Source organism: Streptosporangium sp. G11, assembly GCF_051192615.1.
Classification (GTDB): Bacteria; Actinomycetota; Actinomycetes; order Streptosporangiales; family Streptosporangiaceae; genus Streptosporangium.
This window is the reverse complement of the sequence record NZ_JBPJUQ010000007.1, coordinates 81,624-106,338: the sequence shown is the minus strand read 5'-3', so window position 1 is coordinate 106,338 and position 24,715 is coordinate 81,624. Positions and strand designations below refer to the sequence as shown.

General features: G+C 70.7%; 23 protein-coding genes and 1 riboswitch. Of the genes, 9 read left to right on the top strand and 14 right to left on the bottom strand.

The genetic code is table 11. The features are described 5' to 3' along the window. Positions 1–45: 45 nt before the first annotated feature. Entirely contained in the window at positions 46–909 is an 864-nt protein-coding gene (locus tag ACSDR0_RS09970) for a CAP domain-containing protein (protein WP_435288467.1), read from the bottom strand. 357 nt (positions 910–1,266) lie between these two features. Between ACSDR0_RS09970 and ACSDR0_RS09965 the strand changes: the two genes are divergently transcribed. Beyond that, a complete protein-coding gene (locus ACSDR0_RS09965) occupies positions 1,267–2,634 on the top strand; it encodes an MFS transporter (RefSeq protein WP_435288466.1) in 1,368 nt (455 codons plus the stop codon). A gap of 103 nt (positions 2,635–2,737) precedes the next feature. Here ACSDR0_RS09965 and ACSDR0_RS09960 read toward each other — a convergent pair whose 3' ends face one another. Further along, complete coding sequence (locus tag ACSDR0_RS09960) at positions 2,738–3,283, bottom strand: DUF1707 and FHA domain-containing protein (protein ID WP_435288465.1); 546 nt, start codon at positions 3,281–3,283, stop codon at positions 2,738–2,740. Positions 3,284–3,371: 88 nt separating this feature from the next. On the opposite strand from ACSDR0_RS09960, the gene ACSDR0_RS09955 reads away from it, so the two are divergent. The 3 genes from ACSDR0_RS09955 (at position 3,372) to ACSDR0_RS09945 (ending at position 7,384) form a co-directional block, all read left to right on the top strand. Next, positions 3,372–3,959: a PadR family transcriptional regulator gene (locus tag ACSDR0_RS09955; protein WP_435288464.1), complete on the top strand. Its 588-nt coding sequence runs from the start codon at positions 3,372–3,374 to the stop codon at positions 3,957–3,959. Between the two features lie 49 nt (positions 3,960–4,008). Next, on the top strand, positions 4,009–4,716 hold the full coding sequence (locus ACSDR0_RS09950; RefSeq protein WP_435288463.1) for an ABC transporter ATP-binding protein: 708 nt from the start codon (positions 4,009–4,011) through the stop codon (positions 4,714–4,716). A 61-nt stretch (positions 4,717–4,777) separates the two neighbouring features. Further along, positions 4,778–7,384: an FtsX-like permease family protein gene (locus tag ACSDR0_RS09945; protein WP_435288462.1), complete on the top strand. Its 2,607-nt coding sequence runs from the start codon at positions 4,778–4,780 to the stop codon at positions 7,382–7,384. A 133-nt stretch (positions 7,385–7,517) separates the two neighbouring features. Here the strand turns inward: ACSDR0_RS09945 and ACSDR0_RS09940 are convergent, their stop codons facing one another. Further along, positions 7,518–8,372, bottom strand: a complete 855-nt coding sequence (locus tag ACSDR0_RS09940; protein ID WP_435288461.1) for a hypothetical protein — start codon at positions 8,370–8,372, stop codon at positions 7,518–7,520. 293 nt (positions 8,373–8,665) lie between these two features. On the opposite strand from ACSDR0_RS09940, the gene serA reads away from it, so the two are divergent. Continuing rightward, positions 8,666–10,255, top strand: a complete 1,590-nt coding sequence (serA, locus tag ACSDR0_RS09935) for a phosphoglycerate dehydrogenase (protein WP_435288460.1) — start codon at positions 8,666–8,668, stop codon at positions 10,253–10,255. A 496-nt stretch (positions 10,256–10,751) separates the two neighbouring features. Here the strand turns inward: serA and ACSDR0_RS09930 are convergent, their stop codons facing one another. Then, entirely contained in the window at positions 10,752–11,312 is a 561-nt protein-coding gene (locus tag ACSDR0_RS09930) for a C40 family peptidase (protein ID WP_435288459.1), read from the bottom strand. 35 nt (positions 11,313–11,347) lie between these two features. Beyond that, a riboswitch (cyclic di-AMP (ydaO/yuaA leader) is annotated at positions 11,348–11,581 on the bottom strand. A gap of 140 nt (positions 11,582–11,721) precedes the next feature. On the opposite strand from ACSDR0_RS09930, the gene ACSDR0_RS09925 reads away from it, so the two are divergent. Both ACSDR0_RS09925 and ACSDR0_RS09920 read left to right on the top strand, forming a co-directional pair. Further along, a complete protein-coding gene (locus ACSDR0_RS09925; protein ID WP_435288458.1) occupies positions 11,722–12,768 on the top strand; it encodes a 3-isopropylmalate dehydrogenase in 1,047 nt (348 codons plus the stop codon). 173 nt (positions 12,769–12,941) lie between these two features. Beyond that, entirely contained in the window at positions 12,942–14,036 is a 1,095-nt protein-coding gene (locus ACSDR0_RS09920) for a branched-chain amino acid aminotransferase (RefSeq protein WP_435288457.1), read from the top strand. Between the two features lie 111 nt (positions 14,037–14,147). On the opposite strand, the gene ACSDR0_RS09915 is transcribed toward ACSDR0_RS09920, so the two are convergent. Together ACSDR0_RS09915 and ACSDR0_RS09910 are read right to left on the bottom strand one after the other, a co-directional pair. Then, positions 14,148–14,735, bottom strand: a complete 588-nt coding sequence (locus ACSDR0_RS09915; RefSeq protein ID WP_435288456.1) for a Uma2 family endonuclease — start codon at positions 14,733–14,735, stop codon at positions 14,148–14,150. Between the two features lie 101 nt (positions 14,736–14,836). Then, positions 14,837–15,490 carry an O-methyltransferase gene (locus ACSDR0_RS09910; protein ID WP_435288455.1) on the bottom strand — a complete coding sequence of 218 codons (654 nt, stop codon included), beginning with the start codon at positions 15,488–15,490 and terminating at the stop codon, positions 14,837–14,839. Positions 15,491–15,961: 471 nt separating this feature from the next. On the opposite strand from ACSDR0_RS09910, the gene cimA reads away from it, so the two are divergent. Further along, positions 15,962–17,536, top strand: a complete 1,575-nt coding sequence (gene cimA, locus ACSDR0_RS09905; protein ID WP_435288454.1) for a citramalate synthase — start codon at positions 15,962–15,964, stop codon at positions 17,534–17,536. Between the two features lie 124 nt (positions 17,537–17,660). Here cimA and ACSDR0_RS09900 read toward each other — a convergent pair whose 3' ends face one another. Next, entirely contained in the window at positions 17,661–19,340 is a 1,680-nt protein-coding gene (locus ACSDR0_RS09900; protein ID WP_435288453.1) for a heparinase II/III domain-containing protein, read from the bottom strand. Positions 19,341–19,651: 311 nt separating this feature from the next. On the opposite strand from ACSDR0_RS09900, the gene ACSDR0_RS09895 reads away from it, so the two are divergent. Continuing rightward, a complete protein-coding gene (locus ACSDR0_RS09895) occupies positions 19,652–20,248 on the top strand; it encodes an HD domain-containing protein (RefSeq protein ID WP_435288452.1) in 597 nt (198 codons plus the stop codon). A 209-nt stretch (positions 20,249–20,457) separates the two neighbouring features. Here ACSDR0_RS09895 and ACSDR0_RS09890 read toward each other — a convergent pair whose 3' ends face one another. The 7 genes from ACSDR0_RS09890 to ACSDR0_RS09860 all read right to left on the bottom strand — a co-directional run bounded on the left by ACSDR0_RS09890 (position 20,458) and on the right by ACSDR0_RS09860 (position 24,655). Beyond that, a complete protein-coding gene (locus ACSDR0_RS09890) occupies positions 20,458–20,862 on the bottom strand; it encodes an antibiotic biosynthesis monooxygenase family protein (RefSeq protein ID WP_435288451.1) in 405 nt (134 codons plus the stop codon). Between the two features lie 61 nt (positions 20,863–20,923). Continuing rightward, positions 20,924–21,511 carry a hypothetical protein gene (locus tag ACSDR0_RS09885; protein WP_435288450.1) on the bottom strand — a complete coding sequence of 196 codons (588 nt, stop codon included), beginning with the start codon at positions 21,509–21,511 and terminating at the stop codon, positions 20,924–20,926. Between the two features lie 64 nt (positions 21,512–21,575). Then, entirely contained in the window at positions 21,576–22,385 is an 810-nt protein-coding gene (locus ACSDR0_RS09880; protein WP_435288449.1) for a DUF6286 domain-containing protein, read from the bottom strand. Beyond that, positions 22,385–23,062: an Asp23/Gls24 family envelope stress response protein gene (locus ACSDR0_RS09875; protein WP_435288448.1), complete on the bottom strand. Its 678-nt coding sequence runs from the start codon at positions 23,060–23,062 to the stop codon at positions 22,385–22,387. Before ACSDR0_RS09875 ends, ACSDR0_RS09880 begins: the two co-directional genes overlap by 1 nt. Beyond that, positions 23,059–23,247: a hypothetical protein gene (locus ACSDR0_RS09870; RefSeq protein ID WP_435288447.1), complete on the bottom strand. Its 189-nt coding sequence runs from the start codon at positions 23,245–23,247 to the stop codon at positions 23,059–23,061. The genes ACSDR0_RS09875 and ACSDR0_RS09870 overlap by 4 nt, the downstream gene beginning before the upstream one ends. Further along, the gene (locus tag ACSDR0_RS09865) at positions 23,244–24,017 is read right to left on the bottom strand and encodes a hypothetical protein (RefSeq protein ID WP_435288446.1); all 774 of its coding nucleotides are present in this window, start codon (positions 24,015–24,017) and stop codon (positions 23,244–23,246) included. Before ACSDR0_RS09865 ends, ACSDR0_RS09870 begins: the two co-directional genes overlap by 4 nt. 143 nt (positions 24,018–24,160) lie before the next feature. Next, complete coding sequence (locus tag ACSDR0_RS09860; RefSeq protein ID WP_435288445.1) at positions 24,161–24,655, bottom strand: Asp23/Gls24 family envelope stress response protein; 495 nt, start codon at positions 24,653–24,655, stop codon at positions 24,161–24,163. Positions 24,656–24,715: the final 60 nt, after the last annotated feature.

The window sequence follows — 24,715 nt, the reverse complement described above, 5'->3', positions numbered from 1 at the left end:
TTTTCCGCCGGGTGGCAGGTGGGTGCCCGGCGGCCCGGTGTGGCTCTAGTGCTTGGCGAAGTTCTGGGTCCAGTAGATGCCCCGGGAACTGTTGGCCACGCCCACCCCGAGGTGGGTGTAGGCGCAGTTCATGATGTTGGCCCGGTGGCCGGAGCTGTTCATCCAGGCGGTGACCACCTCGGCCGGGGTGCGCTGGCCCATCGCGATGTTCTCGGCCCAGGCCCGCATCGGGCTGAACCCGCTCGCCTTGATCCGGGCGGTCATGTCGCGGCCGTCCTGCGAGGTGTGGCTGAAGTAGTTCTTGGCCGCCATGTCGTCCGAGTGGCCCTGCGCGGCCGAGCGCAGTTGCGGGTCGGAGACCAGCGGGCCGCAGTTGCCCTTCTGCCGCTCGACGTTGGTCAGGCGCACCACTTCCTCGGACACGGAGGATCCCGGCGCGGAGCTGGGAGTCGTGGTGGGTGTGTCGCTGGACGACGGTGCCGGCGTCGGCTTGGGGGTGGTCGTCGGCGCGGGGGTGGGGGTGGGTGTGGCGGTGGGGGAGCAGCCGAGCCTGACGGGCTTGGAGCGGCCGCTGTTGCCCTGGTAGTCGGTGACGACGGCGTAGTAGACGCCGGGGGCACAGCGCAGTCTCACCGTCACCCGCCCGTTGATCCCCTGCCGGGACGCGCTCTTGACGATCGGGTCGGCGCCGGCCACGGCACGCTTGATGCGGATGCGGACCAGGGCGGCTTCGTCGCAGCCCAGCCGTGCGGCGGAGGCCTGGATTCGTCCAGCGGCGGTGACGTACGGCTTGGCGGCGTAAACACGGCACTCGGCTTGGGGAGCAGCCGCGGCGTGAGCCGTGGCGATCGGCGTGCTGAGGGCCGCCAGGCTCCCGAGGCAGAGCAGCGCCCCTAGCGGTCTGCGCATGTCGGTTCCTCCAGTTGGTTAGACGCTGGATGGACTCCGCATTCTGTCGGGGACGGATCGGTCTTGTCAGCAAATTCCGGACATTAACTGTGGGTCCCAGGTAAACCAAAGTGATCGCAGATGCGTCGGGGGTCGTTGGTGCACCGCCTCGCGCCTGGGGTGCCCAAATCCGGATATATCCCTCTATATGCCGCCTGAGCTGGACATATGCCACATGTGGTGCCGCCGGGACGCGCGGCGCGGACGGCGGCCCGCGAGCCGGTGTCCCCGGCCGGGAGGAGCCGAAATATTCTCGTCTTGAGGGACCGCGAGGTTCAGGGGCCTACCGGGCGGATACTCGCTGCGATTGAATGTGGCATGGTCTCCCCGGCGCCCTCCCCCGCCGTCGTCACCGTGTCGCGCGGCGTGCGCGTCGGCTACGGTGTCGGCTCAGTCTGTACCGCGACCTTCTCCACGGTCCCCGGACTGCTGCTGCTGTTCTACATGACGAACGTGCTCGCGGTTCCCGCCTGGATCGCGGGCATGGTGGTCTTCCTGCCCAAGCTCTGGGACATGTTCATCAACCCCTGGGTGGGTCAGCGCTCCGACCGCACGGTCTCCCGCTTCGGCGCCCGCCGCCCCTGGATGCTCCTGGGCGCGCTCACCCTGCCGGTGACGTTCGCCCTCACCTTCGCGGGCCCCCCGCTCACCGGTATCTCCGCCGCCCTGTACGTCGCCTTCTTCTACTTCCTCACCGCGACGGCCTACGCCTTCTACGAGGTTCCGTACAAGGCGATGCCGGCGGAGATGACCGACGACTACCACGAGCGCTCCTCGCTCCTGCAGTGGAAGATGGTCTTCGTCGGCCTGGGGATCCTGCTCTCCGGGGCCGTCGCGCCGGTGATCGCGGGCACCGAGGCCTCCGGCTACCGGACGATGGGGCTGGTCATCGGCGGCGCGCTGCTGCTGTCGATGCTCGCCGCCTTCTTCGGCACGGCTCGCGCCCCGGTGATCGCGCGGGCCGAGGCGGAGCCGTCGATCGCCGCCCAGTTCGCCGCCGCCCGCTCGAACGGGACCTTCATGGTGCTGCTCGGCCTGAGCTGCGCCCAGATGTTCTCGGCCGGCGTCATGCTGGCCGGCGCCCCGTACTTCGCCACCTACACGCTGGGCGATCCGGGGGCGACCACCACGCTCTTCCTGGGCATCGTCGGCCCGCTGCTGATCACCATGCCGCTCTGGGTCTGGCTGTCCAAGCGCTACGACAAGCGCGGCGCGATGATCCTGGCGTCGGCGCTGTTCATGGCGGGCGCCGTCGGGATGGCCTTCTCCGGCCCGCTCGGTTCGGCGTACGCGCACGCGTGCGTGCTCCTCGTCGGCATCGGCTACGCGGGATTCCAGCTGCTGCAGTTCTCGATGCTCTCCGACGTGATCGTCCACGACGCCCTGGTCACCGGCAAGCGCCGGGCCGGGGTGTTCACCGGGCTCTGGACGGCCGCGGAGACCGTGGTCTTCGCGTTCGGCGCGCTCGTGCTCGGCTGGCTGCTGGGCGCGACCGGATTCGTCGAGTCCGACCCCTCCACCCCGGTCGCGCAGCCCGCCTCGGCGACCACGGCGGCCCTGTACGGCTCGACGCTGCTGCCCGCGATCCTGATGGGGATCAGCATCCTGCTGACCATGCGCTACACCCTGACGGCGGCGAAGATCAAGGAAGCCCAGGCCGGAGCCGCCGAGGCTCAGGACGGCTGAGGCGACCTCCGCCCGGAGCGCGCGCCACGGTTCGAGGTGACCGTGGCGCGGCCGGGGATGAGAGCGAGGCCGGGGTGGCCGGTGCGCGGCCGGGCGGGGCCGGTCAGAGCATCTGAGGCGTGATCATCAGGAAGCCGCAGTCGCCGAAGGAGACGACGTCGCCCGGCCGGACCTTGGCCGGGCCGACCAGGCGCCAGTCGTTCAGACGGGTGCCGTTCAGCGAGCCGAGGTCGACCAGGACCCAGCCCTCCTCGTCGCGGCGCAGCTCGGCGTGCACCCGGGAGACGGTCAGGTCGGCGAGGACCAGGTCGCAGGCGGAGCCCCGGCCCACCACGTAGCGGGTCCTGCCGTCGCCCGGCAGCGCGAGCCGGGGCAGTCGCGGGCGCCGCCAGGCCGACTCCACGCGCTTGGTGAAGTCGGAGGCGGAGGCGACGGCCTCGGTGACCATGCGGCGCAACCGCCCGCGTTGCGGCAGGTCGGCGACCAGATTGTCGAGCTCGCCCTGATTGCGTGCGCGAAGGGCCATGTCGACGCGGCCGAGGAAGGTGTCGTGCGACAGTCGCCCCTCGACGGCACGGTCCCGCAGTTCGCTGATCGCGCGATCGCGGTCCCCGTCGGAGGCGCGGGCCGGGGGATGCGTCGAGCTCATCCTCCGAGTATCGGCCCCAGGGGCGGAACCTGTCCAGAATATGCAGATCTCTTGCCTCATGGATACTGAGTATGCATACTCAGTATCCATGGCGATCCGACAGGGGCTTCTGGCCCTGCTGAGTCAGGGGCCTCGTTACGGCTACCAGTTGCGTGCCGAGTTCGAGGCGTCGACAGGGGCGACCTGGCCGCTCAACATCGGCCAGGTCTACACGACGCTCTCCCGCCTGGAACGCGACGGCCTGGTGAGTCCCGGCGAGCAGGACGAGCAGGGCCGGGTCGTCTACTCGATCACCGAGGCCGGTCTGGCCGAGATGGAGCGATGGTTCGGCACACCCGTCGCCCAGTCGGACCGGCCTCGGGATGAGCTGGTCATCAAGCTCGCCCTGGCGGTCACCGCCGCCACGGACGTGCGGCCGATCATCCAGGCCCAGCGCACCGCGACCATGCGCACGCTGCAGGGGTTCGTCCGCGCCAAGCGCGCGAGCGTCGAGAGCGCCGCCCAGCGGCTGGTGCTCGACTCGATGATCTTCCAGGCCGAGGCCGAGCAACGCTGGCTCGACCACTGCGAGGCCGTGCTCGCGGCCTCCCCCCAGACACGGGACGCCCAGGCACGGAATCCCTCCACCCGGGATTCCGAGGCCCAGGATCCTCAGACGCAGGAGACAGACAGTTGACATCCTTCCCGAAACTCAGATCAGGGGCCCGCGCACCGGAGGGAGTCAGATGACCTTCGGCCCGGTCGTACGGCTCTCGGACGTGACCCGCACGCACGGTGACGGACCGCGGAGCACGGCGGCGCTGCGCGGGGTGAGCCTCGACGTCGACGCCGGAGAGCTCGTCGCGGTGATGGGCCCCTCGGGGTCGGGCAAGTCCACCCTGCTCAACCTCGCAGGGGGCCTCGACCTGCCCACCTCCGGCTCCGTGGTCGTCGAGGGCACGCCACTGGCGAGCCTGCCCGCCGGGGAGCTGGCCGGGCTCCGGCGCAGACGCGTGGGCTACGTCTTCCAGGACCTCAACCTGATCCCGTCGCTCACCGCGCTGGAGAACGTGACCCTCCCACGCGAGCTGGACGGGATCGCCTTCAAGAACGTCCGGCGTGAGGCGATGGAGGTGCTCGCGGAGGTCGGTCTCGGCGAGGTCGCCGACCGTTTTCCCGACGAGATCTCCGGCGGCCAGCGCCAGCGCGTCGCCATCGCCCGCGCGTTGGTGGGGGAGCGGCGGCTGATCCTGGCCGACGAGCCCACCGGCGCGCTCGACACCCCGACCGGCGACGACATCCTCCAGCTCCTGCGCACCCGCTGCGACGCGGGAGCCGCCGTGCTGCTCGTCACCCACGAACCCCGCTACGCCGCCTGGGCCGACCGGGTGGTCTTCCTGCGCGACGGCGAGATCGCCGACTCCACCGCCACCCCACTGGAGAGCGCCCGATGAGCGGGCGACCGGACACGCGGGGCGCGTTCGCGGATCTCCGGCGGCGAGCGGAGGTGGTCGCGTGAGCGCCCTCCTCGCCGCCCTGCGCGTCTCCCGCCGGGAAATCGGCCGGGCCAAGGGGCGCAGCGCGCTCATCATGGTCATGATCGGCCTGCCGGTCATGCTCCTCGCGGCGGGCCTGACCTGGCAGGCCACCGGGGACGTCACGCTCAGGGAAGGGCTCGACTGGAACATCGGCACGGCCGACGCGCACGTGCGGGAGACGGCCTTCAACAAGCCGGTGCGGCAGAGCGCCGACGGCCAGGCCTTTCCCACGGGGGGCCGGGGCAGCATGCAGAGGACGCTCACGGAGCGGGAGGTCCTCACCCTCTTCGGGCCGGGAAGCCGCGCGGTCCCCTCGCGCCTGTCCCGGACCGGCTACGAGGTGTCCGGCACCTACCGGGAGGCCAACCTTCGGGAGATCGACCTGCACGACCCGATCACCACGGGCATGTACACGCTCCTGGCGGGGCGCCTGCCGCGGGTGGCGGGGGAGGTCGCGGCCGTCGCCCGGCTGAGGCTGCGGGAGGGGAGCACCGTGACCCTGACCGGTACGGGCACGGTCGTCACCGTGGTCGGCGTCGTCGAGCCCCCGGCCGATCCCGAACGCCAGGAGATCGTCGCACCCCCGAAAACCGTGTTCGGCGACGGCGGAAAGGTCGCCCCGACCTGGCTCGTCGACACCCCCGCCCCGGTTTCCTGGCAGCGGGTTCGTGAGATCAACCGGCACGGCGTCGCGGTCCTCTCGCGGGCGGTGATCAACGATCCGCCCCCCGCGGGAAGTGGCCGAGAGGATCCCGTCTCCTACAGGTCGATGAGGATCTCCGACGTCGTGATGGCCGCCCTCGGCACGGCCGTCGTCGTGCTGGAGGTCGTCTTCCTGGCCGGACCGGCGTTCGCCGTCGGCATCCGGCGGCGTCGGCGTGAACTCGCGCTGATCGCCGCGCAGGGCGGCTCGCCCCGCCATCTGCGCGGCGTCGTCCTCGCGGACGGGCTCACCCTCGGGCTCGCGGGCTCCCTGCTCGGAGCCGCGAGCGGGATCGGGATCGCCGCGGCCGTCACGCCGTTCGTCCACCGCGGACCCCTGGAGGTGCCCGCCGGCCTGATCGCGCTCGCCGTGCTCCTGGGGGTGGTGAGCGCGGTGCTCGCGGCGGTCGTTCCCGCCGTCCAGGCGTCGCGGGCCGACGTGGCGGAGGTGCTGGCCGGTCGCCGGGCCCGGACCCGGGCCCGGCGCGGCCTGCCGGTGCTGGGCGTGGTGCTGCTGGCGGCTGCGCTGGCGGCCGTCCTCATGAGCGCCACCATGAGGCAGTGGACGCAGTACTACGGGCAGGGTTACGGGATCAGCCTGCTGCTGGGGGCGGTGCTCGGGCAGCTCGGGATCGTCCTGCTGACGCCGTGGCTGGTCGGCGCCGCCGCGCGCCTGGCCGCCCGGCTGCCGCTGCCGTTCCGGATGGCCGCCAGGGACGCCGCGCGCAACCGGGGCCGCACGGCACCCGCAGTGGCCGCGGTGCTCGCCGCGACCACCGTCTTCGCCACCATGGCGGTGCTCGTCTCCAGCCAGGCCGCCAACGCGCGGGAGCGCTACACGCCCAAGTACGTGATGGGAAGCACGGTCGTGTCCTCCTACGCGCCCAACCCCATGGTCTGGCGAGAGGTCAGGAAAATCGTCACCTCCGCCCTGCCCGGAGTGCCGCTGATCGAGGCGGGGACGCTCACCGGGCCCGGCGCGCTACCCGTCAACATCGTGATCCAGCCGGGCTGCGGGAGGAACTGCGGGGCACACCTTCAGGCCACGTCGTTCCGGAGCCCGCCCGTGGGCGGTGCCGACCTGGTCCGCCATTTCCTGCGCGGTCCCGATCCCGCCGCCGAGGCCACTCTCGCCGACGGCAAGGCGGTGGTGTTCGACCCGAAGGTGTTGCGCGGGGGGCGGCTGGTCTTCACCACCGAGATCGAGAAACGAATCACGCGCTCGGTGCCCGCGGTCGTCCTGCGCCCCCGGGGCGAGCCGCCGGTGGCCGCGGTGCTGCCCGTCTCGGTGGCGGCCGGATTCGGCTTCACCGTCGGCTACGACACCTTCATCGCGGACCCGGCCGCGCTGAGCACGACGCCGGAACAGGAGGAGCGGCTGCACGCCGCCGTCCAGGACGTCGGCTTTCCCGTCGCCGCCTGGGTCGAGCGGGGTTTCCGCGATGACAGCATGGCGGCGACGCTGCTCGCCTTCGCCCTCGGCGCGGCGGTCCTGGTCCTCGGGGGTACGTTCGCCGCGACCTCCCTGGCCGTGGCGGAGGGCCGCCCCGACCGGGCCACGCTGGCGGCGGTGGGGGCCACGGGCCGCGTCCAGCGCCTTCTCGTCGCGGGACAGGCCGCGTTCGTCGCCGGCCTGGGGGTGGGGGCGGGAACGCTCATCGGGCTGGTCTCCGGTGTGGCGAGCGCCTTCAGCAGGTTCTACCGTGACCAGATGTTCGGAGGGGGGTCGGTGCGCGGCATGTCGTCCGGCCTGGTCCACTTCTCGGTCGACGTGCCCTGGCTCATGCTGGCGGGCGTGCTGGTCGGCCTGCCGCTGCTCGCGGCGCTGCTGGCCGGATCGTGCGTCCGGACGAGGGTGGTGCTCACCCGCCGCCTGACCTGACCGGCCGTGCCTGGCCGTGCCCGGCCGTCCCCCGGTGCTCCGGGGAACGGCCGGGCATCGGCACGTGCGGGCACGGGGAGGCGCTCGCGGGGGTCGCCTTCACCCCCGGGATCCGCCTCCCCGACCGGCGCGCTCAGTCGGTGACGTCGGCGCAGACCACGTGGGCGCCCAGCTCGACCATCCGCTGCTCGCTGCGCGCGTCGGCGACCCTGGCCATCAGGATCGGCGCCTCGCTCGCGGCGAGCTGCGGCAGCCGGGCGCGCACCCCGCGATGGATGTCCCTGACCACGTCCTCGGCCGCCGACATGTGCACCTTCACGTGCAGCATGATTCCCGGGGCGCCCGAGGAGGTGCTGGCCTCGGAGATCCACACGTGGTGGACGAGCGGGTAGTCGATGAGCAGGTGCGAGATCGCGGCGCGCAGCGCGGGCAGGATCGGGTGGTCGCACCGGCGGTATCCCGGGTCCACCATCTGCATCGGGCCCGACAGGTGCGGCCGTGGCGCCGGGATCCACGGCTGGGAGGGCGCGGCGGGCACCGGCGCTCTCTGCGGGCGCGTGGGGGCGGGACGCGAGACCGTGGCCATCGCCCCGGTCGCGTACGCCGTCGGCGCCGCGCTCGACAGCGCGGGCGTGGGGCCGCTGCGCGTCGAGAGCAGGTAGCGCTGTAGATCCTCGATCGGCACGGCCGCGGCGGCCGGTCCCGCCGCGTCGATCACGATCTCCCGCACGCCGGTGACGCGCTGGATGTCGAGGATGGTGTCGGCGTCGCACGCCGACAGCGAGTGGCTGCCACGGTGCCGCGCGTAGGTGTCCGCCGAGGTGTATCCGAGCAGGACACGATCACCGGCCTGGGTCGTGCCGAGCACGACGGAGCGGTCGGGTCGCACGGCAACCAGGAGTCCCCATTCGGCCAGCGCCGCAAGCAGCCGATGCGGATCGCCGTGCTGCGCGAGCACGTTGCCGAGAGCGGGGTTCCCGATGCTCATATGAGGAACGATAGGTAGTGGACCACGGCTTATCAGGGTAATCGCGAAGTTTTCCTGGGATCAATACCAACTTGAATTTTGGGCGCATGAGATCTGTCAAGGACGGGTAACCGCGTTCTGGGTGAGGAAGCTCCTCGCCGTCCCGCGAGCGCCCGGAGTTTCCCGGCGTATCCGGGGCACTCGGGGGTGCGGCGGGGCGTCTCGGATCGCGGGACACTCGTGAACACGTTCACAAGCGCCGATACACTACGTGAGGTCCGTGCACCCCTCACCGTCTAGTAAGGATCCAGCCTGTGAACAAGCCCGTCGTACTGGTCGCTGAGGAACTCTCCGAGGCCGGTCTCGCGGTTCTGGGCGCGGACTTCGAAGTCCGCCACACCGACGGCGCCGACCGTGCCCAGTTCCTGCCCGCCCTCGCCGACGTGGACGCGCTCATCGTGCGCAGCGCCACGCAGGTCGACGCCGAGGCGATCGCCAACGCTCCCAAGCTGCGCGTCGTCGCCCGCGCGGGCGTCGGCCTGGACAACGTCGACGTGGAGGCCGCCACCAAGGCCGGTGTCATGGTCGTCAACGCCCCGACCTCCAACATCACCAGCGCCGCCGAGCACACCGTCGCCCTGATCCTCGCCTCCGCCCGCAACGTCGCCCAGGCGCACTCCGCGCTCAAGGGCGGCGAGTGGAAGCGCTCGAAGTACACCGGCGTGGAGCTCGACGAGAAGGTCGTCGCCATCCTCGGCCTCGGCAAGATCGGCCAGCTGGTCGCGCAGCGCCTCCAGCCGTTCGGCGTCGAGCTGATCGCCTACGACCCCTACCTGCAGCCGGCCCGCGCCGCGCAGATGGGCGTCCGGCTGGTCTCGCTGGAGGAGGCTCTGAGCGAGGCCGACTTCATCACCGTGCACCTGCCCAAGTCCAAGGAGACCATCGGTCTCATCGGCGACAGGGAGCTGCACGCGGTCAAGCCGAACGTGCGCCTCATCAACGTCGCCCGCGGCGGCATCATCGACGAGAACGCCCTCTACTCCGCGATCAAGGAGGGCCGCGTCGCCGGCGCCGGCATCGACGTGTTCCCGAAGGAGCCGGTCACCGACAGCCCGCTCTTCGAGCTCGACCAGGTCGTCGTCACCCCGCACCTGGGCGCCTCCACCCACGAGGCCCAGGAGAAGGCCGGCACCCAGGTCGCGCGCAGCGTGAAGCTCGCCCTCGCCGGGGAGTTCGTGCCGGACGCGGTCAACGTCCAGGGCGGCGCCGTCGCCGAGGACGTCAAGCCGGGCCTGCCGCTGGCCGAGAAGCTCGGCAGGGTGTTCACCGCCCTCGCGGGCGAGGTCGCCACCAAGCTCGACGTCGAGGTGCGCGGCGAGATCGCCTCCCACGACGTCCGCGTGCTGGAGCTGGCCGCGCTCAAGGGCGTCTTCACCGACGTGGTCGAGGACTCGGTCACCTACGTCAACGCCCCGCTGCTGGCCAAGGACCGCGGCGTGTCGGTCGAGCTGGTCACCAGCTCCGACAGCCCCGACTGGCGCAACGTCGTGACGGTTCGCGGCGTCCTCGCCGACGGCCGCACGGTCTCGGTCTCCGGCACCCTGTCCGGGCCGAGGCAGATCACGAAGATCGTCGAGGTCAACGGCTACCAGATGGAGATCGAGCCGACCGACCACCTGTCGTTCTTCACCTACACCGACCGCCCCGGCATCGTCGGCGTGGTCGGCCGCATCCTCGGTGACCACTCGATCAACATCGCCTCGATGCAGGTGGCCCGCGACGTCAAGGGTGGCAAGGCGCTCATCGCGCTCACCGTCGACACCGCCATCCCGGCCGAGGTGATCGACCAGATCGGTTCGGAGATCGGCGCCGACAGTGGCCGCTCGGTCGACCTGGCCGACTAGCCGTCCCGCCGATATGGCCGCCGTCCCCGAGACCGGGGCGGCGGCCATACTTCGTCTCAGCATGTGAGAAGTGCGTACGCCGGGCGAGACGGCGTTCCCGTGGCCAGGTAACCTGAAATGAAATGCGCCAGGTTCTCGTAATTCTTATCTGCCGCGGCGGGGCCTGACAGGGGCAGGCCGGCGACCCGCCGCGGTGTCGTGGCGCTTGCCGGCTCCAAGCCCCCGCCGCCGGTCCGTGATCCGGACCCGCGACATCAGGCCTGGTCGGAGCCCCGACCGGAGTCTTGACCACCTTCCTTGCTCGCATGCGACCGAGACGAGATTCGCCATGTACGACATGTATCCCTGGAACCGTCCCGACGAGGCCGAGGACGAGGCCGGCGACGCGCTCCAGACCGCTCTGGACCGCCGGGACAACGGTGGTGTCCCCACTCGCTGAACCTGTTCTCGCCGCCGGGGTCTCCGTGGCCTCCCGGCGATGATCCGCCGGCGTGTCTCATCCGCCGGTCACGGTTTCGGTCGCGAGCTCGACCTGCTTGGTCAGCTGAACTCCCTGCGGGTCGGGGCGCACCGCGCCGACGAAGGAGTCGCGGCGCCAGGAGTCGAGTTTCTCCTCCTTGACGACGTCGCCGGTCCGTGGGGCGTGAACCATGTAGCCGGGCTTGGTGATCATGCCGACGTGGCCGAGGCCGCTGAAGAAGGCCAGGTCGCCGGGCCTGAGGTCCTTCCAGGCGATCTTCTTGGAGAAGGCGGCGTACTGGTCGTTGGTGACGCGGGGCAGTTTGATCCCGGCGGCGCCGTAGGCGCGGAGCACCAGGCCTGAGCAGTCGAAGCCGCCGTTGCCGGTGCCGCCCCAGACGTAGGGCGTCCCGCGTTTGGACATGGCCCACTTCACGGCCTTCTCCCAGGCGGGCTTGACGGCCGTGGCCTTCAGCGCCTCCTTCAACGTGGGGGTGTTGAGTGCGGCGGGCCCAGGGGCGGGGGGAGGGGCGGCGGCCAGGGCGGCGGTCGCGGTCGCGAACACCGCGGTACCGGCGACGAGTATCGAGACGGACATGGACATGACGCGGGGGAGAACTGTGCCGGACAGGATGATTCCTTCCATAAGGCCGGCCGGGTGAGCTGTCGGGCTCGGGCGTGGAGGCCGCCCTACGGCGCGAGAACGCGCTGATTCGCCCCAAGGAATCCACGTGGTGGCGAGCGGGAACGCGCTCCGGGGGAGGAGCGGGGTTCCCGGGGGCCCGGTGGATTCCGGAAAGAGTGGTTCCCCGGCTCCGTACGGACCCGGTAAGGGGAGGGCCCGTACGAATTAGGCATTGATGCGAATGGGAGGACCATAACCAAACCTCACGAAACGGTCAACACCTAGCAAAGGTGGACAAAACGATCAGGGGTGCCGCCACGCGGATACGTCCGAAGGGTGAGACCGGTGTTCGATCATCGAGACGGGCCGGTAAGGTGCCTGCATGGATTCGCGTAACATTCGCCTGGCGGTCATCCCCGGGGACGGAATCGGAGTCGAGGTCGTCACCGAGGGGCTGAAGGTCCTCGAAGCGGTCGGCACGAAGGTGGAGACCACCACCTACGACCTCGGCGCCAAGCGCTACCACGAGATCGGCGAGACCCTGCCGGACCCGGTCCTCGACGAGCTGCGCGGATACGACGCGATCCTGCTCGGCGCGGTCGGCGACCCCAGCGTGCCCCCGGGCATCCTGGAGCGCGACCTGCTGCTCAAGCTCCGCTTCCAGCTCGACCACTACGTGAACCTCCGCCCGGTCAAGCTCTTCCCCGGCGTCGAGACGCCGCTGGGCAAGGCCCGCCCCGAGGACATCGACATGATCGTCGTCCGCGAGGGCACCGAGGGCCCGTACGCCGGAGCCGGCGGTGTCATGCGCCGGGGCACGCCGCACGAGATCGCCACCCAGGAGTCGCTGAACACCGCCTACGGCGTCGAGCGCGTCGTGCGCTACGCCTTCGACAAGGCGCTCGGCCGCCCCCGCAGGAAGCTGACGCTGGTTCACAAGACCAACGTGCTCACCTACGCCGGCGACCTCTGGGCCCGCACCTTCGACCGCGTCAGCCTGGAGTATCCCGACGTCCAGACCGACTACTGTCACGTCGACGCGGCCTCGATGTTCTTCGTCAGCCAGCCGGAGCGCTTCGACGTGATCGTCACCGACAACCTCTTCGGCGACATCCTCACCGACATCGGCGCGGCGATCGCCGGTGGCATCGGCCTGGCGGCCAGCGGCAACGTCAACCCCGACCGCACCGCGCCGAGCATGTTCGAGCCGGTCCACGGCAGCGCCCCCGACATCGCGGGCCAGGGCAAGGCCGACCCGACCGCCACGATCCTGTCGGTCGCCATGCTCCTCGACCACCTGGGCATGGCCCGCGAGGCCACCAAGGTCGAGCAGGCCGTCGCCGACGACCTGGTCGAGCGGCTGGCCGGATGGGCCGGCCGGACCACCCGGGAGATCGGCGACGACATCACCGCCCGAGTAGCCGGCTGAGGAAGCCGCCTCCCTCGACCTCAACGCGCCTGGCGGCTCACCCGAGCCGCCAGGCGCGTTTTTTGTTCCTCCAGCACTGCCGGTTTTCGGCATGGATGGAGTAGTTTCCCGTTACCCGGTCCGACGCAGAATGGACCCGAGGGTAAGCCAGACACCAAGAGAAGGATCCTGCGATGACCACCGCTCAGAAGCTCAGCTTCGACGTGCAGCTCTCCGACCACGCTCGCACCGCGGCAGAGCGCGAGCAGGTACTGGTGAGCCCGGGGTTCGGTCAGGTCTTCACCGACCACATGATCTCGATCGACTACACCGAGGGGGAGGGCTGGCACGACGCCAGGCTGGTGCCGTACGGCCCGCTCAGCCTCGACCCCGCGACGTCGGTCTTCCACTACGCGCAGGAGCTTTTCGAGGGGCTCAAGGCCTACCGCCAGGAGAACGGCACGATCGTGACCTTCCGGCCGGAGGCCAACGCCGCCCGCTTCAACACCTCCGCGCGGCGGATGGCCATGCCCGAGCTGCCCGAGGAGACGTTCGTCGAGTCGCTGGAGCTGCTCGTCCAGACCGACCGCGAGTGGGTCCCGACCACGCCGGGACACAGCCTCTACCTGCGCCCCTTCATGATCGCCACGCAGCCGGCGCTCGGCGTCAACTACCCGTCCAGGACCTACAGGTACATGGTCATCGCCTCTCCGGCGGCGGCCTACTTCGGGGGCGGCAAGGCCGTGACCGTCTGGCTCTCCACCGAGTACACCCGCGCGGCCCCCGGCGGCACCGGCTTCGCCAAGTGCGGAGGCAACTACGCGGCGGCCTTCGTGGCCCAGCGCCAGGCCGTCGAGCAGGGCTGCGACCAGGTGGTCTGGCTCGACGCGAGCGAGCACCGCTACGTCGAGGAGATGGGCGGGATGAACCTGTTCTTCGTCTACGGCGACCGCCTGCTGACCCCGGCGCTCACCGGCACGCTCCTGCCCGGCATCACCCGCGACTCGATCCTCACCCTCGCCTCCGGCCTTGGCCTCAAGGCCGAGGAGGGGCGCCTGTCGATCGAGGAGTGGCAGCGGGGCTGCGAGACGGGCGAGCTCAGCGAGGTCTTCGCCTGCGGCACCGCCGCGGTCGTCACCCCGGTCGGCTCGGTCAAGGGCGCCGACCGCGCCTGGACGATCGGCGACGGCACCCAGGGACCCGTCACCTCCAAGATCCGTGAGGAGCTCGTGGGCATCCAGTACGGATCGCGCCTCGACGCGCACGGCTGGGTTCACAAGATCTGCTAGTCCCGTACGGAGGGGTCCGGAGGCGTCCGGGGGTTCCGCGTACCCGGGTACCCGCGTGTCCGCGTAGAGGAGGCCCGGCCGCCCACCCGGCCGGGCCTCCTCCTGGGCGGCCTATCCTTCGATCAGCTTGCCGGTGTCGATCGTGAGATTCCAGGGCGCGGGGAGCTCGAGAGGCTTGCCCAGCGACTCGGTGATCTCGTCGGCGTAACCCTCAGGGCCCGGTCGGCTGAGCAGCCTGAACCGGTTCGCGAAGGTGTCGATGACCAGGTAGAGCGGGACTCCCGCGATCGCGCAGGCCCGAGGCTTGACCACGTGGTCGTCGTGAACGCTGCTCGGGGAGACGACCTCGGCGACCAGTAGCGTGGCGTTGGCGTACACGTGGCTGGGGTCCCAGAGGGGAGGGTTCGGGGGAACGACGATGAGGTCGGGCTCGAAGCGATCCGCCTGCACTTGCAGGAGGAGCCTGGCTTCCGGATAGACGCGCCATCCTTTCTCCATCGAGAACGGTATGAGTTGGGCCATCAGCTGGTACGCGACATCGGCGTGGGCGATCGTGGGCATCTCCCTCACCACGATCCGGCCGCTGACGATCTCGATTCGATGCTTCTCGAACCGGTCGACGAGCTCCAGATAGAGCCGTTCGAGCTCTCCCTGATCAGTGATCTGGTAAGCGATCGATCTCTCCATGAGCAGTCCCATGAGGTCATCCTTCCCCCGTGCGGGTGGGCGCAACGTGTTCGGTATGTCGCTTAAAGTAATCGGAAAGATTTCCGATCGCCCGGGATTCGGGAAAGTTCTCGTCAGTGCTTTCGAATCATGGTGAGGCCGTCGGCGATGGGAAGCATGATCGAGGTGACCCGCTCGTCGGCGCTGACCGTGTCGTTGAACTCGCGGATGTGCCTGACGGTCTCGTCGTCCCTGCTGGGGTCGGCGACGTGGCCGCTCCACAGGGTGTTGTCGACGAGGATCACCCCGCCGGGGGCCAGGCGCGACATGAGGATCTCGTAGTAGACGGGATAGTTGACCTTGTCGGCGTCGATGAACGCCAGATCGATGGCCGGGTGTTCGGGAAGCTCGCGCAGCCGCTCGGCCGCGGGGCCGATCCTCAGCTCGATGCGGTCGGCGACCCACGCCTTGTCCCAGTAACTCCGGGCGGTCGCCGTCCACTCCTCGCTCACGTCGAAGCAGGTGAGCCCGCCGCCGGGGGCGAGCCCGCGGGCGAGGCAGATGGAGGAGTAGCCGGTGAAGGTGCCCACCTCCACCGCGTTCCTGGCGCCGCAGAGCTGGGCGATCATGGTGAGGAAGCGCCCCTGGTCGGGAGAGATCTGCATCGACGCGTTGTCGCCGGTCAGCTCGCGGGTCTCGAGGGCGAGCGCGTCGAGGACGTCGTCGGGCTGGGTGGTGTGCGCGAGCAGATACTGCCCCACAGTGGGGTCGAGATAAGTCGCCTTCATAAAGCCCATTCTCGCCCGTGCCGGACGGCGGCGGGGGGTGATCCCGGGTCGTGTCCGGGTCCTGTCCAGCCCGTATCCGTCCGGTATCCGAGGTCCTGTCCGGACTCATGTATGGAGTTCCGTTCGACCTGTATCGGCGGGTATCCGGGCTCCTGGCTGGGCTTATAGGCGATGTCCCGGTCGGCCTGTCGGGCTCATGCGCGGGCCGGTGCCCGGGGTCCTGCCCGGCCCCTGTCCGGGCCGTTTCGACACGCCCCGAGTCTCGGATCCTGAGATCGATGTGTCAGATGGTGTCGTCGTGTGGCAGACTCCGAAGCATCATGTTCTACGGTCTGCTCATTATCGGCAGGCGCGCTGGCTGAAAAGGGACACCGCCAGCGCGCAGACCTCTCACGTCCGTGAGGGGTCATTTTTGTTTCCAGAAGCCGAATGAGCGCGCGGCGAATCATCGAACCCGCGAAGGAGAACGACATGGCCGACGATCGCTTCCACGTGTACGACACGACTCTCCGTGACGGTGCCCAGCAAGAGGGGCTCAACCTCACGGTGGCCGACAAACTGGCCATCGCGCGTCATCTGGACGGCCTGGGCGTCGGCTTCATCGAGGGGGGCTGGCCCGGTGCCAACCCCAAGGACACGGAATTCTTCAGGCGCGCTCAAACAGAGCTCGACCTGAAGCACGCGCAGCTCGCCGCGTTCGGCGCGACCCGCCGGGCAGGTGTGAAGGCAGCCGACGACCCGTTGGTGGCCGCGCTGCGCGAATCCGGCGCGCCGGTCGTGACCCTTGTCGCCAAGAGTCACGACCGGCACGTGGAACTGGCCCTCCGCACGACTCTCCAGGAGAACCTCGCGATGATCCGCGACACGGTCTCCCACCTTCGCGCGGGGGGTCAGAGGGTTTTCCTCGACGCGGAGCACTTCTTCGACGGCTACAAGTCCAACCCGGACTACGCGCTGGAGGTCCTGCGGACCGCGGCCGAGGCGGGGGCCTCGGTCATCGCGCTGTGTGACACCAATGGGGGCATGCTTCCCGACGAGCTGGCCGAGGTCGTGCACGCGGCCGTCGGGACATCGGCCAGGATCGGCATCCACTGCCACGACGACACCGGCTGCGCGGTCGCCAACTCCCTGGCCGCGGTGAAGGCCGGCGCCACCCACGTGCAGGGTTGCGCCAACGGCTACGGTGAGCGCTCGGGCAACGCCAACCTGTTCACCGTGGTGGCCAACCTGCAGCTCAAGCGGGGATTCGACCTCGTGCCGCGGGAGGCGCTGGCCGACATGACCAGGATCGCCCACGCGATCACCGAGGTCACCAACGTCGTCCCCAACTCCCACGCCCCCTATGTGGGCGTCTCCGCCTTCGCGCACAAGGCCGGGCTGCACGCCAGCGCGATCAAGGTCGATCCCAACCTCTACCAGCACATCGACCCCGCCGAGGTCGGCAACGACATGCGCATGCTCGTCTCCGACATGGCCGGACGCGCCTCGGTCGAGCTCAAGGGCCGCGAGCTGGGCTACGAGCTCGCCTCCGACACCTCGCGGGAGCTGGTGAACCGGGTCAAGGAGATGGAGTCGAAGGGCTACACCTTCGAGGCCGCCGACGCCTCCTTCGAGCTCCTGCTCCGCGACACCGTGGCGGGCGAGCGCAGGCGCCACTTCCAGGTCGAGTCCTGGAGGGTGATCGTCGAGCGGGCCCGAGGCGGCGAGGTCGTCAGCGAGGCCACCGTGAAGCTGCACGCCAAGGGGGAGCGGATCGTCGCCACCGGCGAGGGCAACGGCCCCGTCAACGCCCTCGACCGGGCCGTACGACTGGGGCTGGAGCGGATCTACCCCGAGCTGGCGGGGGTCGAGCTGATCGACTTCAAGGTGCGGATCCTGGAGGGTACGCACGGCACCGACGCCGTCACGCGCGTGCTGATCACCTCCAGCGACGCGGCCGGCGAGTGGTCCACGGTCGGTGTCGACGAGAACATCATCGAGGCCTCCTGGCAGGCGCTGGAGCAGGCCGTCACCTACGGCCTTCTCCGCGCGGGCCACACCGCCTGACACCCGCCAGGCCGCTCCGAGGCCGCCCCGGACCACTCCGGGGCCGCGCCCGGCGGGTCGCCGGAAGGCACCCGCCGGGAAATCCGGCCGTTCTCTCCGGGAGGAGGCCGGAGGGAAGAACCCGTCAGGAGAGGTCGGCGCCGCCGACGCGGAAGCTCACCTGGCCCTCGGAGGTCTCCAGGCTGACCTTGCCGCCGGAGCAGGAGAGCGACGGCCTGCCGCTTCCGGGCACCACCACGGTCAGCAGGGAGTCGCCCGAGGCGGGCGACACGACCGCGGGGGCGGGGTGTCTCTGCAGGTAGGCGGAGGAGACCCAGCCCTGGTACGGGTTCTTCTGGCCTCGGACCACCTTCAGCCCGGCGACCGGGCGGCAGGACGGCATCGAGACCTGGACGAGCGTCGCCTTCCAGCCCGCCTTGTCCTTCACCACGACCTGGCCGCCACCGCTGGAGACGGTGGACAGGTTGTGGGAGAAGTGCCAGACGTTGCGGACCTTCGAACCCCTGGGAACCGTGTCCAGCACGGCCATCACGTCCTGGCGGTGGTTGACGAGCACCGAGCGGGTCCTGGGCACGCCGTAGGCCCTGTCGGTCAGCCGGTAGCTCTGCCGGTCCGCCCCGATCGAGGACTTGCTCAGCGCGGTGGCGGTCTTGCCGCGGAACCTCGCCCCGGCCACCATCGACGTGTTGTGCGCCTCGGGGGACATCGTCCAGTTGCGGTAGCCGCTGTTCTCGTACGAGTCGAAACCGGCGTCCACCAGGACGTCGCGGCCCTGGGCGTAGTAGGTCACGCCCAGGTGGTCCTCGTGGCCGTGATACTTCACGCCGGGCCCGAAGCGGATGGAGTAGAACGCGGACTCGGGCTTGTCCCAGGCGGTGCGCCCGTAGACGTAGCCGCCGCCGAACACCCGTACGGTCTGCTTCGGCCGGTCGTAGCCGACCGGCCGCACGTCCGCGCCGCCGTCGCCGATCGGGACCATGAACCCGTCGGGCTGGGTGGAGTGGGAGATGAAGTCCTCCAGCGACTCCCAGCGCCGGGAGATGTCGCCCGGCACCTTCCGCTTGCACGCTTCGATGTTGTCCATCGCGACCTTCAGGCGCTCGTAGACGTAGATCGCGTAGCGCGGGGCCTGCTCGCGCAGCACGCCCTGGGAGTCGACGTCGAGCTTCACGGTCTCGGTGAGCCGCCTGATCGCGAGGCTGGACCACTGGTCGCGGCCGTAGCGGCAGCCGATGCCGAGCAGCGCGATGTCCTGGTCGATGCCGTGGTTGTGGCCCTTCTCGTACAGCTTCGGGTCGGAGAGCATCTTCGCGTGCTCGGCCAGGCTGCCGGAGAGCCACGACCCGCCGACGTGCTTGCTGAGACAGACCAGCGCGGGGGCGCGCAGCGCGATCGGGTGCTCCTGCCAGGCGTACGGGCTGGTCCCGGCGCCGCCGCGGGGGTTGTCGGCCACCCAGTCCTTGGCGATCTCGACGGCCCGCGCCAGGTACGCCTCGTTGCCGCTCGTCTCGTAGTCGGCGACGAGACGGCCCATCCAGCGCAGGGAGTGGAAGACCATGCTCCACGAGCGGTTCCGGTAGGGGTCGGTACGCCAGTTGACGTTCTTGCCGACCTTCACCGGGGCCATGTCGAGGAAGTCGACCTCGCCGTTCATGATGTCCGCCGCCGTCGGTGTGGCGGGCAGCCAGTCGCCCTGGCACTCGGTGGTGCGTTTCGCCTCCCTGGCCTCCGCGGTACCGGCCGTGACGCCGCAGGTCATCAGGAGGGTGATGCAGAGAGCGAGTGCTTTTGTGCGGCGGCGCACGCCAGTTCCTTCCGGGCCGAACGAGGGGGGCGGATCATGCTGTCCGAATCCCAACAAACCGGTCAAGCTGGGATGGTCCCTTCTGAAACATCGTTAGCAACTAGATGCGGGTCTCCCAGACTCCTCACAGCGTTCGCAGCGTTCACAAGGGTCGCAGTGTTTTCTAGCCGCCCCTGCCACCCCTGCCGCCCGCGCCGTTCTCCGCTCTCGCGGCACGTCGGCGAACCCCGCCCGTCCGGTGGCACGATCTCATCGGTCGATGTCCCTGCGGCCACTCGCGGTCGCCGCCGTGTTTCGGCAGGCTGGGCGGCATGAGACTCGCCGACATCGTCGTTCCCGACACAACGGCCGCCCGCGGCGCGCTGGAGGTGGCGACCGCCTACTGCTCGCCCGCCCTGCTCAACCACTCCGTTCGCGCCTACCTGTGGGCGGCGGCCTACGGCGCGATGAACGGCGTCGCCTTCGACGACGAGCTGCTGTACGTCGCGTCGATGATGCACGACATCGGTCTGGTCAAGGAGTTCGACAGCCACACCGTGCCGTTCGAGGAGGCAGGCGGCCATGTCGCGTGGGTCTTCGCCGCCGGGGCCGGATGGCCCGTCGAGCGTCGCGTGCGGGCGTCGGAGATCGTCGTACGCCACATGTGGGACAAGGTCGACCCCGCACAGGACCCTGAGGGGCATCTGCTCGAACTGTCCACCGGGCTCGACATCTCCGGGCGGCGGGCGGAGGACTTCCCGGCGGAGCTCCGCGCCGAGGTGCTGGAGCGTTACCCCCGGCTGGGGATCGGCCCGGAGTTCACCGCGTGCCTCACCGACCAGGCCGCGCGCAAGCCGGACAGCCTGGCCGGAGGGTTCGTCCGCTCGGGGGTCGCCGGCCGCATCGCCGCCAACCCTCTGGACCGCTGAGGGCCGCCGGGCACCTCTTCGGACCGCTGAGGTCTCCTCGCCGATCCTCTGGACGGGGCCGCCGGGCGACCCTCCGCACCTCTGAGGCCGCCCTGGGACCCTCTGGACCGCTGGGAGCCGCAAGGTGCGACCCTCCGGGCCGCGGAGGTCTCCTCGCCGATCCTCTGGGCCGCTGAGGCCACCCGCCGGGCCGGGCCCCTCGTCGCCGGTCAGGCCCCCGGCGCGGGGCCGGTGCTCTGGACGACCTCGAAGGACCACAGCTCGGCCCCGGTGGCGGCGGGCCCCTGCCCGTGGCCGTGGCCCTGGGCCGCGCTGTGGGCGTCGCCGTGTCCGTGTCCCTGCTCCTGCCCCTGGCCGGTCTGACCGGCCTCGGCGGCCTGGGCGTGGCCGCGCTGGAAGGCCTGGCTCTCGGTCCAGCGCCTGAAGTCCTCCTCGGAACGCCAGCGGGTGTAGACCAGGTAGCGGTCGCCGCCGTCCACGGGGCGGAGCAGCTCGAACCACTCGAACCCGTCCGCGGACTCGACCATCCCCGCCCGCCCGGAGAAGCGGCGTTCCAGCGCTTCACGCATCTCCTCGGACACCGTCAGCACGTTTATCTTCACGACCGAAGGCACATCGTCTCCTCGAAGCGTTGGTTTCCCTGATCACTCTATGATCGGCGCTCCGTCACGCGGGTCAGGCGACGGTCCTCGAGCGGCGCGGCGCGTTCTCCAGGGACACCCGGGCGACAGTGGGCATGTGCGAGGTCTCCAGGGCCTGGCGCATGTGCGGGATGACCACCTCGCCCAGCTGCTCGCGGACCACGCTCATCGGCGCGTCCTCGGCGACCACCACCCGCATCCGTACGGCCGGGTGGTCGCTCGTGCCGGTCATGGCGGCGGTGGCGTTGATGATCGCGGGGTGCGTGCCCGCCTCGGCGGCCGCCGCGTCGGTCACGCTGCCCGTGTCGACCTCGGTGACTCCGCCGGGGCCGCCGTCCACGCGTATGCCGCCCAGCTTCCCGCGACGTCCCTGGACCAGCAGCCAGCGCAGGCCGAACAACGCGAGCACGATGCCCGCCGCCGCGAGCACCCACCACAGCCACGGGTCGTAGTCGGCGAACGCCTGGCGTACCGAGCCGTCCACGAGCGGGCTGCTCGCGGGCGCCACGGCCTGCGGGAACGCTCTCGCGCCGCGGGCGATCGCCAGGGCGCTGAGGATCAGCAGCGCCAGTCCCACGATCAGCAACCCCAGCCGGTTGCCCCGGGCGGTCTTGTCGTTCATCAGATACCTCCAGCGTGGAGATCCCGGGCTTCTGCCGTGGGACGTGGGGAGGATGTCGAGGCGCTCACTTTTCCCGCAGGTGCACGTGGACGGGATACTTCCAGACGGGGGAGAGCGCGACGATCCGCCGGTTCACGGCCTCCCGTACGGCGTCGGCGAGTCCGCGGGTGTCCCGCATGCCGCTGTCGGCCGCGACGTGCACGGCCTTCCCGCGCAGCCGCACCCGGGCGTGCTCGACCCCCTGCACCTGCTCGGCCGCGTGGGCCAGCGACCGGGCGAAGCCCCGGCGCTGCATGCCGATGGCCAGCTCCCTGTCTCCGGTCCTCACCGGGATCAGGGTGGGCCTCCCCGGCACGATCGCGAGCAGCACCAGCAGCAGGCCGACCAGCCCGACCAGGCTCGCGCCCGCCATCATCCGCGGGTCGCTCCACGGTGTCGACGACGCCCAGGGCAGGATCCGGTCGTAGGGCACCAGGCGGAGCGGACGGCCCATCAGCGCGGAGATGACCTCCAGGGCGAGAAGGAGGCCGATCACGGTCATCAGGGTGGCCGTGATGACCGAGGGAACCACCCGGCGCGGGCGGAACGCCCTGATCGCCGCGCGATCCGCGGCGGCGTCCTTCGCCACCGCGCCGTACATCGGCGGCGCGGCCGGTTCCGTGCCGTACATCGGCGCCGTGGCGGGCTCCGTGCCGTACATCGGTGCCGTGGCCGGTTCCGCCGTTGTGCCGTACGGCGGAGGTGTGGCCTGTTCCGCCGTGTCGTACGGCGGAGGTGTGGCCGGTTGCGCCATCTCCGCACGGGGTGGCGTCGTCTCACCGGTCGGTTCCGCTCCGGGGACCGGCTCCGCCGGGTCGGGTACCTGCCTGGCCATCATCGCTCCTCACGTAGCGGGACGATGTCCTCGGTGGGGCTGTCATCGGGATCGTCGCCGGGCGCGGCGGCCCGGCCAGGGGCCCCGGTACCGGCCTGCCCGGTGTCGCGCGCCGGGTTCGTCGTCGGGTTCGTCGCCGGGTTCGCCGTCGGGGTCTCTCCGGCCGGTTCGGCGTCCCCGGCCCGCGAGGTCTCGCGGTCACCACGGGGATCGCCGTGGGGAGGGGACACGCTGGTGACGGCGACGTCGATGTAGCCGACGTCCATGCCGGTCAGGGCCATGACACGCTCGGTGACGTAGCGTCTGACCTCCTCGGCCACCTCGCGGATCGGGGCCGGATACTCCACCGTCACGTCCAGCCGGAGCGTCGCGAGATCACCGTCGAGCGTGGCGCGGGTGCCGCCGCGAAAGGACAGCGGCCCCCGCTCGCCGACCTCTTCCACCCGTGCCACCTCCCCAGCCGCGCGGGCCGCGATGCGCGACACCACCCGGTCGGATATGTCGGTCCTGCCGCGTCGCTCGGCCGGTACGGCCTGCCGTGACGGCTGGGCGGGTACGGCGGGCATCCCGGACCGCCCGGTTTCCGTGAGGGCCGAACCCGCTTCCCGCGCGGACGGGGAGGCCGGATCCGAGGCCGTCCCCGAGGACGCGGGACGGTGCTCGACCGGGGTGTTCATCGCCGTCTCGCCGCCAGCCGGGACAGGTCGACCTCTCCGGTCTCCGCGAAGCGGCCGAGGAGGAATCCGATGGCGCCGAGTACGAGCACCAGCAGGAACGCACTGAGGCCGCCGAAGGCTGCGGCGAAGCCCAGAAGGACGCCGACGATCGTGCCGACTACGGACCACACTGGGAAACTGTTCATCTCAAACCTCCGATATGGACGTTCACCGGCCGGTCGCCCACCATCGGGGCCACCGCCGCTCGCACTTCGTCGGCGATCTCCGGTAGCGGGCGTCCCAGCCTGACGACGACGGAGACCTCCACCTCGTTCTCGCGCAGCGCGATACCGGGCAACCGCTCGCCGGGCAGGTAGGTCGCCACGGTCCCGAACGGCCCTCCCGACAGGTCCACGACGTCGGGGCAGCGCAGCACGGTATCGGCGATCTTGTGCGCGAGGCCGGACGCCTCGCGGGCCGGGTTCTCCTGCTCGCGGGCGACGACCGTCTCGCGCGGCGGGCCCGATGTCTGCGAGGAATCCCGGGAAGTCTCCAGGGGCCCCCGGGAGGTGACCGTCGCGCCCCCTTTCTCGCGCCCGGGACCCGGCGCGGCCGAGGCCGCGGCGGTCGCCTCGCGGGGCGGGACCTTCGTCTCGCGGCCCTGTCCCGCCGTTTCCCGGGTTTCCCGGCCCTGACCGGCCGGTCCGCGGCCTGGGTCCTCCTGCCTGCGCGGGGGCGCGGCCTTCTGCCGCGGTACGGAGGCCGGCCTGCGGGACGGATCCTCCGGTCTGTGCGCGGGTATGGCCGTCGCCGGCGTCGGGGCGGCTGGTCTGCGGGCGGACTCCTCCGGTCTGTGCGTGGACGCGCCCGTCTCGCGGCCGGGATCTCCGTGCGGGGGCGCGCCCGCCTCCTGGCCGGGTTCCCTGTGCCGCGCGGGCCCGCTCGCCTCGCGGCCGGGTTCCTCGTGCGGGGGCACGCCTGTCTCTCGGCCGGATTCCGCGTGCGGCGCGGGCGCGTTCGTCTCGCGACCGGGATTCGCCGGCGGCCGAGGCGTGACGGCCTCGCGGGCCTGGTCCTCCGGCTCGCGGCCAGGTCCCGCCGCACCGCCTGCCGGATCTCTCACTGGACGCGGGGCTCCGACTCGGACGACTCCTCGGACCTCTCCCTGTCCTGGCCGGGCATGTGGACGTCGGAGACCTTGATGTTGACCTCGGTGACCTCAAGGCCGGTCATGCGCTCGACCGCCGTGATCACGTTGCGGCGTACGGCGGCGGCCAGGTCGGGGATGGCGATCCCGTACTCGACGATCACTTCCAGGTCGGCGGCGGCCTGCCGCTCACCCACCTCGACCGAGACACCCTGGGTGGCGCTCCTGTCGCCGCCCACCATGCCGCGTACCGCGCCGAGGGCGCGTGCCGTGCCCGTACCCATGTCGTACACGCCGGGGATCTCCCTGGTCGCGAGGCCCGCGATCTTCGATACGACCCCGCTGTCGATGGTGGTGGTCCCCTTTGGGGTGATCAGGCCACCCGGGGCTCCGGGACTGTCGGTGCGTGCTCGGGGCACCGTGGCCTCGTCGCCCTTGGGCCTGTTCACCGTGCTGGCTTCAGTCACGTCCGTTCCTTCCCCCGAAGGAAGCCTCCTGGCCCCCCGATGCTTCTGAAGCGGTCATAC